General features: G+C 44.5%; 17 protein-coding genes. 10 read left to right on the top strand and 7 right to left on the bottom strand.

Annotated features, from left to right (window positions below; genetic code table 11):
- Positions 1–85: 85 nt before the first annotated feature.
- The 8 genes from QME03_RS01840 to QME03_RS01875 all read left to right on the top strand — a co-directional run bounded on the left by QME03_RS01840 (position 86) and on the right by QME03_RS01875 (position 6,371).
- The gene (locus QME03_RS01840; protein WP_281723289.1) at positions 86–1,402 is read left to right on the top strand and encodes an alpha-L-fucosidase; all 1,317 of its coding nucleotides are present in this window, start codon (positions 86–88) and stop codon (positions 1,400–1,402) included.
- 129 nt (positions 1,403–1,531) lie between these two features.
- Positions 1,532–2,212: a four helix bundle suffix domain-containing protein gene (locus tag QME03_RS01845; protein ID WP_281723290.1), complete on the top strand. Its 681-nt coding sequence runs from the start codon at positions 1,532–1,534 to the stop codon at positions 2,210–2,212.
- A gap of 232 nt (positions 2,213–2,444) precedes the next feature.
- Entirely contained in the window at positions 2,445–3,095 is a 651-nt protein-coding gene (locus QME03_RS01850) for a lipocalin-like domain-containing protein (RefSeq protein ID WP_281723291.1), read from the top strand.
- A gap of 185 nt (positions 3,096–3,280) precedes the next feature.
- Positions 3,281–3,877 carry a 50S ribosomal protein L25/general stress protein Ctc gene (locus QME03_RS01855; RefSeq protein ID WP_025815458.1) on the top strand — a complete coding sequence of 199 codons (597 nt, stop codon included), beginning with the start codon at positions 3,281–3,283 and terminating at the stop codon, positions 3,875–3,877.
- A 33-nt stretch (positions 3,878–3,910) separates the two neighbouring features.
- A complete protein-coding gene (gene pth / locus QME03_RS01860; RefSeq protein WP_281723292.1) occupies positions 3,911–4,480 on the top strand; it encodes an aminoacyl-tRNA hydrolase in 570 nt (189 codons plus the stop codon).
- A 9-nt stretch (positions 4,481–4,489) separates the two neighbouring features.
- On the top strand, positions 4,490–4,903 hold the full coding sequence (locus tag QME03_RS01865) for an RNA-binding S4 domain-containing protein (protein ID WP_273146657.1): 414 nt from the start codon (positions 4,490–4,492) through the stop codon (positions 4,901–4,903).
- Positions 4,904–5,040: 137 nt separating this feature from the next.
- A complete protein-coding gene (gene purN / locus QME03_RS01870) occupies positions 5,041–5,616 on the top strand; it encodes a phosphoribosylglycinamide formyltransferase (protein WP_273113487.1) in 576 nt (191 codons plus the stop codon).
- A gap of 23 nt (positions 5,617–5,639) precedes the next feature.
- Positions 5,640–6,371 (top strand): acid phosphatase, encoded by a 732-nt coding sequence (locus tag QME03_RS01875; protein WP_281723293.1) that lies wholly within the window; start codon positions 5,640–5,642, stop codon positions 6,369–6,371.
- A gap of 140 nt (positions 6,372–6,511) precedes the next feature.
- Here QME03_RS01875 and QME03_RS01880 read toward each other — a convergent pair whose 3' ends face one another.
- The 4 genes from QME03_RS01880 to QME03_RS01895 form a co-directional block, all read right to left on the bottom strand.
- The gene (locus QME03_RS01880) at positions 6,512–6,895 is read right to left on the bottom strand and encodes a hypothetical protein (RefSeq protein ID WP_025815463.1); all 384 of its coding nucleotides are present in this window, start codon (positions 6,893–6,895) and stop codon (positions 6,512–6,514) included.
- Between the two features lie 45 nt (positions 6,896–6,940).
- Complete coding sequence (locus QME03_RS01885) at positions 6,941–7,438, bottom strand: 3'-5' exonuclease (protein ID WP_273113481.1); 498 nt, start codon at positions 7,436–7,438, stop codon at positions 6,941–6,943.
- Between the two features lie 96 nt (positions 7,439–7,534).
- The gene (ribH, locus tag QME03_RS01890; RefSeq protein WP_025815465.1) at positions 7,535–8,011 is read right to left on the bottom strand and encodes a 6,7-dimethyl-8-ribityllumazine synthase; all 477 of its coding nucleotides are present in this window, start codon (positions 8,009–8,011) and stop codon (positions 7,535–7,537) included.
- Entirely contained in the window at positions 8,011–8,715 is a 705-nt protein-coding gene (locus QME03_RS01895; RefSeq protein WP_273113478.1) for a tetratricopeptide repeat protein, read from the bottom strand. The genes ribH and QME03_RS01895 overlap by 1 nt, the downstream gene beginning before the upstream one ends.
- 340 nt (positions 8,716–9,055) lie before the next feature.
- On the opposite strand from QME03_RS01895, the gene recF reads away from it, so the two are divergent.
- The gene (recF, locus tag QME03_RS01900) at positions 9,056–10,171 is read left to right on the top strand and encodes a DNA replication/repair protein RecF (protein ID WP_281723294.1); all 1,116 of its coding nucleotides are present in this window, start codon (positions 9,056–9,058) and stop codon (positions 10,169–10,171) included.
- On the top strand, positions 10,164–10,454 hold the full coding sequence (locus tag QME03_RS01905; protein ID WP_025815468.1) for a DciA family protein: 291 nt from the start codon (positions 10,164–10,166) through the stop codon (positions 10,452–10,454). Before recF ends, QME03_RS01905 begins: the two co-directional genes overlap by 8 nt.
- Positions 10,455–11,690: 1,236 nt before the next feature.
- Here QME03_RS01905 and QME03_RS01910 read toward each other — a convergent pair.
- Genes QME03_RS01910 through QME03_RS01920 form a run of 3 tightly spaced genes read right to left on the bottom strand, consistent with a single transcriptional unit; the run spans position 11,691 to position 14,315 of the window.
- Positions 11,691–12,221, bottom strand: a complete 531-nt coding sequence (locus tag QME03_RS01910; protein ID WP_273113503.1) for a 5-formyltetrahydrofolate cyclo-ligase — start codon at positions 12,219–12,221, stop codon at positions 11,691–11,693.
- Positions 12,190–13,884, bottom strand: coding sequence for a S41 family peptidase (locus QME03_RS01915; protein WP_110370094.1), 1,695 nt, complete (start codon positions 13,882–13,884; stop codon positions 12,190–12,192). The genes QME03_RS01910 and QME03_RS01915 overlap by 32 nt, the downstream gene beginning before the upstream one ends.
- Entirely contained in the window at positions 13,881–14,315 is a 435-nt protein-coding gene (locus QME03_RS01920; protein WP_025815470.1) for a deoxycytidylate deaminase, read from the bottom strand. The genes QME03_RS01915 and QME03_RS01920 overlap by 4 nt, the downstream gene beginning before the upstream one ends.
- Positions 14,316–14,345 lie beyond the last annotated feature (30 nt).

A 14,345-nucleotide genomic window follows, 5' to 3' on the forward strand; every position in this document is an offset into this window, starting at 1 on the left:
CAAGGAGCCATTATCGCACCGAACGCGACTGATACACCGTCCTAACACCTTATTATATATATGTATGTCTAAACTAACTTATGCAATGAGAAAAACAATCTTGCTTGCCTTCGCCCTGCTATGTGCTGTTGGGGTTAAGGCTAAACATGGCAATGCGCCTGAAAATTATGTGCCCACGGCGCAAAACCTTGCTGCCCGCGAAGCATTTCAAGACCAGAAGTTTGGCGTGTTTCTACATTGGGGACTCTACTCGATGATTGGTGAAAGCGAATGGGTGATGACCAATCGTAACATCAACTACAAGGAATACCCCAAGTTGGCCGAGACTTTTTACCCCTCTAACTTCAATGCAGATGAGTGGGTAGCTGCCATTAAGGCCGCTGGTGCTAAGTATATAACCATCACCACGCGCCACCATGATGGTTTTTCGCTATACAAAACAGGCACTAGCACCTATAATTCGGTTGATGGCTCGCCTTTTAAACGCGACATTATCAAAGAGATGGCCGATGCCTGTGCCCGCCAAGGCATCAAGCTACACCTCTATTACTCGCACCTAGACTGGTATCGCACTGATTATCCCGTGGGAAGAACGGGCAAAGGAACGGGTAGACCCAAGGATGCTGTCAACTGGAAAAGCTATTACAACTTTATGAATACGCAGCTAACTGAGCTGCTTACCAACTATGGACCAGTTGGTGCCATCTGGTTTGATGGCTGGTGGGATCACGATAGCGACCCAACACCCTTTGATTGGGAACTTCCCGAGCAATATGCTCTCATTCATAAGTTGCAACCCCAGTGCTTAATAGGCAACAATCATCATCAAACACCCTTTCCAGGTGAAGATATTCAGATATTCGAACGCGATCTACCTGGAGAAAATACAGCAGGACTTTCTGGTCAAAGCATTAGCCATTTGCCTCTTGAATCGTGCCAAACCATCAACGAACATTGGGGATATTCGCTGGTCGACACCAATTATAAATCGGGTAAAGAACTTATCCAGATGTTGGTTAGAGCAGCAGGAAAAAATGCTAACCTGTTGTTAAACGTTGGTCCAGAGCCTGGTGGTCGTCTTCCTTCTATGGCTGTTGATCGCCTCAAAGAGGTTGGACATTGGCTATCTAAGTATGGTAACACCATCTATGGTACGCGTGGCGGGGTGGTAGGTCCACATACATGGGGCGTTAGCACGCAGCGAGGCAACAAACTTTACATTCACATCATGGACCTGCAAGACACTGGACTGTATTTGCCACTTGGTAACCGCATGCCCAAACAGGCCACAGAGTATGCCACAGGCAAGCGTGTTAATTTTACAAAGCATGCCGATGGCGTGACACTTCATCTTAATAAAGTGCCCACTGATATTGATTATGTGGTGGAGTTGACGATGTAAACGTACCATTTAAGCGCAGCAAAACATCAGTACAAGGTCCCTTGTACTGATGTCTGTATGCGCGTTACAGCTGGCAACAGCTTTTCAAAACATTTGTTTTTCACCATGACAATATAAGATACCTAATCTATGACCTTTCTACCAGAAGAAAAACAACAAAAAGCAAAAGACGTACTGCGAAGAAACACGAAATACACCGACTTGCACTTCTATCAGAAGACGGATGTCGTATTCCAGCTAACGTATATCTTCTGCAAGCGTTTTTTACCTAAGTATGGCGACCGTACCGTAGACCAAATGGTTCAGGCCGCGCGTTCGAGTAAGCAAAACATTGTCGAGGGAATTGAAGACGGCAATACTTCGACAGAGATGGAACTTAAACTGCTTAATGTGGCTCGTGGTTCACTTCGCGAGTTGCGCGAAGATTATGAAGATTTTGTGCATACGCGTGGCCTTACTTGTTGGGACAATGCGCATCCTCGCTACAACTCGATGCTCAAATTTTGCAGGGCAAACAACAAGGCAGAGTGCTATTTGCCTTACGCCAACAAATGGACGGCAGAGGAGTTCTGCAATACGCTGCTTACGCTTTGCCACATCACGGATAAGATGATGTGCAGTTATCTGAAAGTATTAGAGAAGCGGTTTGTGGAACAGGGCGGCATTAAAGAACGTATGCACGCTGCTCGCACGGGGTATAGGCAGGCTCAAGACGAATTGTTGGAGAGGTTGAAAACGGAGAACGAACAATTAAAGGCCGAAGTGCAAAGGCTGAAAGCAGAGTTGGAGAAGGGGAAGCTGGAAGAGTGAGAGGTTCTTTTTGATTCTCCTAGGCATTCTAGTAATCCTAGGCATTCTAGTAATCCTAGTAATCCTAGTAATCCTAAGCATCCTAGGCATCCTAGGCATCCTTGTAGCGCTAGCTATCTTAGGCTTCTTAGTTATCTTATGCCTCCCTGTTACCCTAGAAATGTTATTCCCCAAACTTTGTTTTCCCGCATTTTTGTGTACCTTTGCAGAACAAAAAAATTAGAGTATAAAAATGAAAATAAAATTGATTGCAGGCATGGCCATAGCTGCTATGTCGCTAATGGGCAACAAAGCATATGCCCAGATAGACTTTGGAAAAATACTTCAGAATGGCGCCGAGGTGCTATCTAATGGCGGTTCTACAGACGATTTGGTATCGGGAATCACCTCAATTTTCTCAAGTAAGAAAGTGGCAACAATAGAAGACTTAGCTGGCGATTGGGCTTATACCGAACCTGCTGTGGTGTTTATGAGTGATAACCTGCTGAAAAAAGCGGGCGGAAAACTGATGGCAAGTGCCATAGAGAAGAAAATTGAAACGCAACTCAATAAAGTGGGTATTAAAAAAGGTGCTATGTCGATGAACTTTACCACCAAAGGCACGTTTACGCAGACTATCGGAGGTCGCAAACTTAGTGGCACTTTCACCATTAAAGGCCAACAAGTGGTGCTTAAATATGCTGGTCAAGTGAAACAACTTGTTGGTACAACACAGGTGGATGGCAACGACTTGCTTATCGTTATGGATGCCTCCAAGCTGCTTACTTATCTCAAAACCATAGGCGCTTATAGCGGAAATACTTCGCTCAAAACTGCATCTTCGCTGATTGGAAGCATGAATGGAATGCTCTGCGGAATGCGACTAAATCGCGTAAGCAAGTAAAAAAGCATACAAAAAGGCTGTGTCATCACACAAAATACAGCACTTTTAAGACCTATACGTTGCGTAATACAAAGAAAAATCGTAACTTTGCACCGCTTTTTGAAGCACATCAATCGTGAAATTGATATTTCGTGTGATGGCGAATTAAGCGCATTTAATAATAACTTAATTTAGAGTAACACATTATGAGAGAAATTAATGTAGCAGGTAAGAGCAGAAGCAACCTGGGTAAAAAGGCTTCTAAGGAAATGAGAAAAGAGGGATTGATTCCCTGTAACCTCTATGGCGAAAAGAAAAATGCTGATGGATTGCCCGAAGCTCTTTCGTTTACCGTTCCAATGGCCGACCTTCGTAAAGTGGTTTACACTCCCCATATCTATGTTGTAAACTTGGATATCGATGGCCAAAAGCACACTGCCATCATGAAAGAGTTGCAATTCCACCCCGTAACAGACGCTCTGCTACACGTAGACTTCTACGAAATCACCGAAGAAAAGAGCATCTCAATCGGTATTCCTGTTAACCTCGTGGGCTTGGCTCAAGGTGTTCGCGATGGTGGACGTCTTAGCTTGTCTATCCGTAAGCTTGTTGTTAAGGCTCCTTACAAGCAAATTCCTGAGAAACTTGACGTTAACGTAACTGCATTGGGTATCGGTAAGAGCATCAAAGCTGGAGAACTTTCGTTCGAAGGTTTGGAAGTGGTAACTCCTAAAGATGTTATCGTTTGTACAGTTAAGATGACACGTGCCGCTGCTGCCGCTGCTGCTGCCGCCGCTAAGTAATATGAAAATGGGCTTTGAGATGCCCTTTACCGAATGGAGAAATATTTAATTGTAGGCTTGGGAAACCCCGGAAGAGAATACGAGGCTACCCGTCACAATACTGGATTTATGATATTGGACGCTTTTGCTAAAGCGTCCAATATTGTTTTTGAGGATAAACGTTATGGCTTTATCACCTCAACAATGGTAAAAGGTCGTAAACTGTTCTTGCTTAAGCCTTCTACGTTTATGAATCTTAGCGGAAACGCCGTGCGATATTGGCTTGATAAGGAGAATATCCCGCAAGAAAATTTGCTCGTTGTGGTAGACGATTTGGCTCTACCCCTAGGCACTTTGCGCCTTAAAGGGAATGGAAGCAATGGTGGACACAACGGATTGGGCCATATTCAACAGCTTATCGGACCGCAGTATGCTCGTTTGCGCGTGGGTATTGGTAACGAATTTCCACGCGGTGGGCAGGTAGACTGGGTGCTTGGGGAATATGATGAGGAGGAACAGAAAACCTTACAGCCAGTAATTGAACGAAGCATTGAGATAATCAAAAGCTTTGCATTGGCTGGAATAACCATAACAATGAACCAGTTTAACAAAAAGAATGCATAACACTTTGCTATGAACGAGGCAAGAATTGACAAATGGCTGTGGGCCGCAAGGATATTCAAAACCCGCTCGATAGCGGCCGACGCTTGTAAAAACGGACGGGTTACATTTAATGGAATGAACATGAAACCAAGTCGAACCATCAAGGAAGGCGACGTGGTGAGTGTGAAAAAACCACCTGTTACCTATTCGTTTAAGGTTCTTAAGGCCATTGAACAACGTGTGGGCGCTAAATTGTTGCCCGAAATTTATGAAAATGTTACCGACCCGAAACAATACGAACTGCTGCAGATGAGCCGTATTAGTGGCTTTATTGATAGGGCACATGGCACGGGCCGACCAACTAAGAAGGAACGAAGAGCCTTAGATGCCTTTGTAGATCCTGTGATGTTTGGGTTCGACGACGATGAAGAAGACGAGGATTAAAGTCTAGATAGGCTGCTTGCTGTAGGCTTTTACTGTTTAATTTTAGACAAATTACTCTTGCAGTGAGGATAATAGAGTGCTCTTTGGTACTCAATACAACATTCAACAACGACAACAATAACGCAAATACAAAACCTATGACCAACATTGCCATCTTTGTTTCGGGTAGTGGTACCAATTGCGAGAACATCATTAACTACTTTGCTAATGATGCCAACGTGCATATCGCATTGGTGTTGAGCAATAGACCAGATGCTTATGCACTGGTAAGGGCCAAAAATCACCATGTGCCAACGGCTGTTTTAACCAAAAGCGAGTTTAATAACGAGGCCAAAGTGATGGACTTACTTCATGCACACGATGTCAATTTTATTGTTTTGGCTGGTTTCTTGCTCATGATTCCGACTTTTCTAGTTTCGGCTTTCCGTCAACGTATGCTCAATATTCATCCTGCTTTATTGCCCAAATATGGCGGTAAAGGCATGTATGGACACCATGTTCACGAAGCGGTGAAGGTCGCAGGAGAAGTAGAAACAGGTATCACTATTCATTGGGTGAGCGATGTTTGTGATGGTGGAGAGATTGTGGCGCAGTTCTCTACGCCTCTTACGAGTGCCGATACGCCCGATGATATCGCAGCAAAGGTGCATCTTTTAGAGCAAGCTCACTTCCCAGAAGTTATCAAACAAGTGTTGGGTAAAGTCAATTTATAGTTTAAGATAAATACACAACTAAGATGAAAAAAACAGCTTTAATCTTTGTGGCGCTGCTTGCTACGCTTTGTTCTAATGCGCAAGCGCCCCAGAAAGTGGAACGATGGCCATCGTTTCTACAAAAAACAGACTTGCCCAATGCCACTAAGTTTATTCCAGCTCCGCCCGATACTTCGAGCATTGCTTATCTAAAAGACTTTAATCGCTATCAGTGGGGCAAGTCGATGCGTAACACTGAGCGTGGAAAACAGGCCGTTTATGATGCGTATGTCGAGGTCGACTCGGTGCTTAAAGGCTTTTCAGAGGCTTTTGGCATGTTAATCACCAAACAAACTGCTCCCGAATTGTATTATTTAATGGAGCGTGTGGAGAACGACGGTAGTCTTTCGGTGCGCGCTGCAAAGAAAAAATATATGCGCAAACGACCTTATGTGCAGTTTGGAGAACCAACAGGCGTGCCTGCTGATGAAGAAGAATTGCGTAAAACGGGTTCTTTCCCCTCAGGGCATACCGCTCGTGGATGGGCTATGGCCTTAGTATTGGCCGAGATTAATCCCGAACGCCAAGACGAAATCTTGGAACGTGGTTATCAATATGGTGAGAGTAGGGTTATTGTAGGCTATCATTACCAGAGCGATGTCGACGTTGCGCGCGTTGCTGCTAGTGGAGCAGTGGCCCGTTTGCATGCCGATGAGGGTTTTCGTAAACAACTTGAAAAGGCTAAAAAAGAATTTGCACGCTTGAAGAAGAAATAGAATGGCGAGATACGTCAAAGTGTGAATACCTTAATGGGGTATTTATGGTAAGCGATATTGCTGCCATAAATGCCCCATTTTGTTTGTCTAAGCCCGCCAAAAGACAATGGATATCATCTTTTCTTTAACGCTTTATCACCTTACTCCTTTATCAGCATGCGATAAGCTTCGTCGAAGGCTTTAGGGTGTCGGCCAATAAGGCAGATGTTTACCAGGCAATTAGCGGCAAGCTCGATGTCGGTGAGGTCAACCCCCTTTTCTTTCACCACCTCTTTGCCCAAGCACACTTCCCACGTGGTGTCGAAAGCGGCGTCTTCGGCTCCCATGAACGATGCGTCGCTGTTGGGGTCGGGCATTATTCTGTAACGAATATTCTTCTTTGAAGCCACGGGTTTCATTCCCATTAATATGTTATAGCCCAGTTGAAGAGCTGTGCGATACTTTCCTGTGCCAGGGAACATGTCGGCGACAACAGGCATGAGGTCGTCGAATGGATAACGTTGTAAGAGTTGTTGTAGTTTCATTCTTGTCTAGTTTTATGTGGTTTGAGTTGGGAATGCATTTCCCAATCAGAGTATTTTCAATGCTATGGCAGCGCAAGCTTCAGCATCGGCCAATGCGTGGTGGTGCTTATCCAGTTCGTAACCGCAGTGTTTGGCCACGGTGGGCAGCTTAAAGTCGGTTAGCCCAGCATCTTTTAGTTTGCGTCTCGCTGTTAATAGGGTGCAAAAGAATGGGTAATCTGGATATTCCATTTCGTAAGCAGCGAAGGCCGCTTTAAGGCACGACTCGTCGAAAGCCTTGTTATGTGCCACCAATGCCTTGTTTCTTATCAGTGGCGCAATCTCTGCCCACACTTCAGGAAATGTGGGTTGTCCGTTTGTGTCGGCAGTAGTTAGGCCGTGAACACTTACGCATACGTCTTCAAAATAATTAGGTGTGGGTTGAATAAGGTGGTAATACGACCCTACAATCTCACCCTCTTCCACCAGAACAAGGCCCACGCTGCACACGCTTTCCCTTTTAAAATTGGCCGTTTCGAAGTCGATTGCTGCAAAGCTATTCATTCTTTTTAAATATTTTAAAACGATATGGGCGGAACATTTCTTGTGTTCCGCCCATATATAGATGTTGATTATTCGTTTTAAGTTTGTAGGCTAGGTTTAAAATTTAGCCATTTTGATGGCCACAATGGCGCATTCGTCGCCTTTGTTGCCATATTTACCGCCACATCTGTCAAGAGCCTGCTGCTGGTCGTTAGTGGTTAGCAAGCCATACACCACGGGTATTTCGCTTGTGGCGTTAAGTTTGGCAATGCCATAGGTAACGCCTTGGCAGATATAATCGAAGTGTGGGGTCTCTCCACGGATAACGCAACCCAAGATTATAACAGCATCATATCCGCCGTTAAGCACCATTTGGTGTGCGCCATACACCAGTTCGAAGCTTCCTGGAACTGTTTTCACGTGGATGTTTTCGGGCAATGCACCATGTTTTTCCAGTGTTTGTACAGCTCCGTTAAGCAAAGCGCCAGTTACTTCGGTGTTCCATTCAGACACAACGATGCCAATACACATGTTGCTAGCATCGGGAATTTTCGTAAAATCGTATTCCGAAAGGTTGTGTAATGCGGTAGCCATTATTTTGTTGAAGCGCGTTCGATGTATTTGTCTATCTCTGATGTCTGTACGAGCATCGAGTTAACATACTTCTTTTTGATGTCTTGGTAAAGAGTCAAAGCTTCGTCTTTCTTGCCTTGTGACTCCAAAATTTCGCCAGCTTGGATAAGGAACAGAGGCGAAAGACTGCTGTTAGCGCCATCGGCATCTTTGCTATCAGCCATCTTAGCGGCCTTTTTCAGGTTGTCAACAGCCTTGTCCAGTTGGTTCAAGTTTGCGTAAGCGTTACCTAAAGCTGCTACAGCAGCAGGACTAACCATTGCATCTGAAGCAGGCGAGTAGCTGTCTAAGAATTTGCTAGCTGCTTCCCATTTGCCCAAATTTGCATTGCAAAGTCCAGCGTAAAGCTTGGCTAGGTTTCCAGCATCGGTGCTGCTGTAGTCGTCGGCAATGCGTGCAAAGCCCACATATCCGGCTCCGTCGCCGTTCAGGGCCTTGTCGAATTGCTCAGAGTTGAAGTATTCTTGACCTTTAGCTAGAGCCGTACTGGCTTTTTCTTCGCGTGGACCAGCCACGAATGACTTGTAAAGGAAGAAGCCGGCAATGATGATTACCACTGCTGCAATGGCGCCTAGAATCACTTTTTTGTTCTTCGAGAAGAATGCTTCTGAGCTTTGCGATGCGTCGAATGTTTCGGCAACGCCTTGTTTAATTTTGTCTGCCATTATATTTAAACGTTGTTATTGTTCTAAGAAGTTTGGCAAAATTACTTATTTTCTCTCATATAGTGAAACATATCCGCTACTTTTTTCGTTTTTCATACCCAAATGGCGTATCTTTGCATGATAGATAAGGCTAGTTGTTTAATTTGCCTATGATGAATTATTAGATTTTCTATACTGTGCTTTTTCTTGTTTATTACACAAACAAGGGGGGCTTGGGGGCTGTGATGGTGGTTCTGAGTGAATGGATACGCCAAGCTTTTGTTAGGCCTTGAGGTATGGTTTCGAGCATCGCGGGTGAGCCAATACGCTTTTCTGTGTGCTAAAATGATTGTTTCGGATTATGATTTTGAATAGCATTTCGGTTATCAATTATAAGAATTTGAGGGCTGTAAATTTACAGCTATCGCCCAAAACAAATTGTTTTATTGGGCATAATGGGTCGGGAAAAACCAATTTTCTCGATGCACTTTATTATCTTTCATTTTGTCGAAGTGCACACAATCCCATTGATTCGCAGCTTATCACGCACGACCAGGATTTCTTTGTAGTGGAAGGCGACTATATCAACGAGATGGGCGACAACGAAAATGTGTATTGTGGCATGAAACGGGGTGCCAAAAAGCAATTTAAACGTAATAAAAAGGCTTATCAAAGACTTTCGCAACACATTGGCTTGATACCTTTAGTGTTTGTTTCGCCAGCCGATGCCACGCTTATTGATGGGGGGAGTGAAGAGCGACGACGCTTAATGGACATGGTAATTGCTCAATACGACTCCTCTTATATAGATGCGCTTACTCGTTGCAACAAAGCTTTGCAGCAGCGTAATGCCTTGTTAAGAATGGAAAACGAACCCGATTTGGCTTTGCTCGAACTCTGGGAAGAAGAAATGGCCACGCAGGGAGAAGCGCTTTTTGTCAAGCGTGCCGCTTTCGTTGAGGAGTTCATTCCGGTGTTTCAAAGCATTCACCAACGTATATCGGGCGGCTCTGAAAAGGTTTCTTTGCGCTATGTTTCGCATTGCCAGCGTGGTTCTTTGCTTGATGTTATACGCAAGGATAGGCACAAAGACCGTGCTGTGGGCTATTCCTTGCATGGCGTTCATCGCGATGATTTGGAAATGCTTATTGACGGTTATCTGCTCAAACGTGAGGGTAGTCAGGGACAGAGCAAAACTTATGTCTTGGCAATGAAGTTGGCTCAGTTTGATTTTCTGAAACGAACGGCCTCTAAAACCACGCCACTGCTTTTGTTGGATGATATCTTTGATAAGTTGGATAGCCAGCGAGTAGAACGTATTGTGCAACTGGTTTCGGGCGATAGCTATGGACAGATTTTCATTACCGATACCAATCGCGAGCATCTCGACCGTATATTGCAGGCTGGTGCAGCGGATTATAAACTCTTTTATGTTGAAAACGGTGAGATAACCGAGAAAGGAGGCGACAATGTTTAGACGCGATGTGAAGCCTTTGGGCGAAATTTTGCTAAAGCTTTTGCGCGATGAGGGATTGGAAACGCCATTGCAGCAAAAGCGTTTGATTGATGCTTGGGAAACGGTTGCAGGGCCAATGGTGGCTAGTTACACCACAGAGCGGTTTATTAAAAATCAGACTTTGTTTGTAAAAATCACCAATCCCGCTTTGCGTCACGACCTTTCAATGATGCGCACGCAACTGATGAGACGCCTCAACGAGCAGGTGGGGGCGTTGATTATTACCGATATTAAGGTGTATTAAATGAGCGCTGATGGGGTTTTGAATATATTCTCCTAAACTTTTTGTTAAATGTAGTAATAATACTTTACAAGGCGTGCGTTTTTGGGCAACTCCTTTTAGCGAATAAATGTGCCCAAAACTATGTTTTTCCTCTCAATTTCTAGCTTTTAGAATTTATTTCTACCGCGATTTTGGAAACAATATGGGTGTTTTGCACCATTTTGCCTTTCTATTTTCGAATTTTCTCACGATTTTTATCTGCCCAAATAAGTGCTTTTAGTAGGTAAAAAGTCGCTTTATTTGATTGTTTTCGCTTATTTCACTTGCTTTTTTTTATTCTTTGTACGCATTTAAGTAGCTCCAAATTTTGCGTTTTGCACCATTTAGTATTGCATTTAGCAGCATATTACCTTGCGTTTAGCATGAGTTAGCACCGCGTTTAGTAGGAGTTAGCACTGCGTTTACTAGGAGTTAGCACAGCGTTTTGGTGCATTTTGCACAAGATTATGCTTTAAAAAGCCTATTTTGTAGTGAAAAATACGGTTTTTGTAATGAAAACATATTTTGCTAGCCATCGCCTATTTAGGTGGTTTTTTATCAAGTCAAACCTCCGCGAGAATCGAAAATTTTCGCTCGGAGATGGCAATTGGTGATTTTAAACGGCTCTTTTTGTGTTAAATTATTGGCTGAATATTTTACAAAACAATACTGTGCTTACCGGTTGAATTTGAATACAGCACACAGAAACCAATAAACGCTCAACATAAAGCATCGCGATAAACATTTATCACCGATTGGGGTGAAACGTTTCTTCGCAGTATGGCTTGCAAATAGAGGCATAGTTCATCAACTCGTGTTTTTGAGAACTATAACAAGTTTGCTCAATTGGCAAAGTTTCATATTACAGATTTGCATACACGATAGATGGTGTTTACAGCGTTAAAATAAAAGTGATTTTGCGTTTCACATGTAAGGCTGTGCAAAATGTAGCAAAAAGGGGGTAATAAACTTCTGGAAGGCGCGAGTTTTTGCGGAAATGGAATGAGAGAAATTGGCGAAATGTGATGGTACATTTCTGAAAGGGGCGTGTTTTTCGGGAGAGAATTAGACTAGAAGCCGCCAAAGGCCTAGATAAAGAAAATAGTTGGTTCGAAAAATGTGCGTATTATAGCGACGCATGCCCACGCTTGTGTGCGCTATATATAATAAGGAGTGGGGCAGGGTGGTGCTTATCTGTCACCCTCCTGCCCCACAGTGTTATATCACTTCATTCATTTGGATGTCGTTTTCATCAGTAGGTACTAGCTCCACCTTTTGGAAATCAAAGCAAACACCTATTTTATAAGCTTGTGGCACCTGTGCCAAAAAACGGTCGTAATAACCTTTGCCACGCCCCAAGCGATTACCCTGGGGGTCGAAACTCATGCCAGGCACAAGCACCGTTTCTATCTCTTGATAGTCGGTGAAAGGCGTTCCGGCGGGTTCAAGAATGTTCATAGCCCCCAATTTTAAGTCTTGCGGACCTTGATAAAGGCGTATTTCGAGATTTTCCTCGTCGATAACCACTGGTAAGAGCACCCGTTTGCCCATTTGCACCAATTGGTCAACGGCCTCGTGGGTGTACACTTCATCAGGTAAAGAGTGGTAGAACATCACCGTATTAGCTTGCACCACTCGCGGATGCACCAACAAACGTTGCACCACTTCTAGCGACAGCTGTTGCAATTGCAGAGAGCTGAATTGTTTTTTACGCCCCCTAATTTCGTGTCTTAGCTCCTTTTTGTCCATCATTTGGTTTTTGTTTGGTTTCGCTTTTCGCTTTATCTGCTTGTGTGAGCTTTGGGAACGACGCCTCTTCTTTAAACACTTTCATTGCAGCAGCGATAACGGGGTCGTCTTCGTTCAGGTATTCGGTCCACACTTCATCGTCGAGTATGCTGTAAATAATGCGGCTATTGATGTAGCGCATCAGCAGTTTATGCGACTTGCGTATCATCAAGTTGCGTCTTTGCAGTCCATGTTTGTCGGCGTATGCAGCAAATTGCTCCACCAGATTTTGTTTATCCAAATAAGCAGTGATTTCTTTAAGCGTTTTAAATTTAGAGAGCTTTTGGCGGTTGTTATCGGTATAGGTGTAAGCAAACTGCAAAATCAGTCCGCTCATAACTGCCTGTTTGAAATAAGAGGTAACGCCCAGTGTGTCTTCGGCCACAAAAATATCGGGAGTAATACCACCACCACCATACACAACACGGCCAATACCCGTGTGATAAGCCGGTCCGGTGTGCTTAATACTATCCTGTGAGAAAAATTCTCCATGTTGATAGCGACTGTAAATGTCTTGTTCGTAGTTGGCACCGTCGCCAGCCGTGTAGGGTTTTTGTATGCATCGTCCCGATGGAGTGTAGTAACGGGCGATGGTTAGACGTATCAAACTGCCGTCGGTGAAGCCCAATTGCTGTTGCACTAGTCCCTTACCAAACGAGCGTCTGCCGATAATAACAGCGCGGTCGTTGTCTTGCATGGCGCCAGCAAATATCTCGGAAGCCGATGCCGAGCCCTCATTGATGAGCACAACCAATGGGAAACGCTGATAACTCCCCTTACCATCGCTCAGGTATTCTTGTCTTTGCGATTTTCTTCCTTGGGTGTACACCATGAGTTTGTTTTTAGGTAAAAACTCGTTGGCCATCTGAACGGCCGACTGCAAGTATCCACCAGTATTGTCGCGCAGGTCGATAATGAGCTGTTTGCATCCCTCGGTAGAGAGTTTAGCAAGAGCAATGAGCAAGTCGGGATAAGTTCTTTCTCCAAAGTTTTTGATACGAATATACCCTGTTTTCTCGTCAATCATGTAACTAGCCGTGATACTTTTTTGAGGGATGTCGCCACGAGTGACCGTAAATTCCAGTGGTTTTTTATGGCCAAACCTCACCACGCCAATGCGCACTTTGGTGTCTTTCGGCCCTTTTAGTCGGCGCATAGCCTCATCGTTGGTAACAATTTTCCCCACAAAAGGCTTTCCGTCAATGCTCACCACCTTATCACCAGCGAGCAAACCAGCCTTTTCGGCGGGTGCGTTTTTCACCACGTTTTGCACGTGCAGCGTGTCTTGACGGATGTTAAATTCAATACCCACGCCCGAGAACGACCCCTTAAGGTCGTCGTTGGCAGCTTGCATCTCCTTTGCACTGATGTAAACCGAGTGCGGGTCGAGGTCGGAAAGAATTTGTGGAATAGCTTTATCCACCAGCGAGTCGATGTTAACGTTATCCACATACTGGTCGTCGATGATGTGCAGCAAGTTGTTAAGTCTGTTACTGCCCGAATTGATGATGTTGAGTCTATTGCCCGAGAAGTGGTTGGCATAGAAAGTGCCAATCACAATGCCGAATGCAACGCATACAGCCATGAGCACGGGCATATAACGGTTACGTTTATTAGGATTCATTCTGTATCAGGGTTGAGGAAAATCACTTCGATATTGGCTCTGCGAAGAAGGTCGAGCCCCTCTTCAAGGCGGTATTTCTCGCCATACACCACACGTTTAATACCAGCTTGAATAATGAGTTTGGCGCATTCTATGCAAGGTGCTGCCGTTACGTATAGCGTAGAGCCATCGCTATTGTTGTTGCTTCGTGCCAGTTTGGTTATGGCATTGGCTTCGGCGTGCAGCACGTATGGCTTGGTAACATTATTGCTATCCTCGCATACGTTTTCAAATCCGCTAGGTGTTCCGTTATATCCGTCGCTGATAATCATTTTGTTTTTCACCACCAATGCGCCCACCTTACGGCGTTCGCAGTAGCTGTTTTCGGCCCAGATGCTCGCCATACGCAGGTAGCGCAGGTCGAGAACGGTTTGTTTATTGTCGTTACACATATCAAGAATATGGGTGGTTGGTGTATTGTA

The organism is Hoylesella shahii (assembly GCF_937990675.1).
Lineage (GTDB): Bacteria > Bacteroidota > Bacteroidia > Bacteroidales > Bacteroidaceae > Prevotella > Prevotella shahii.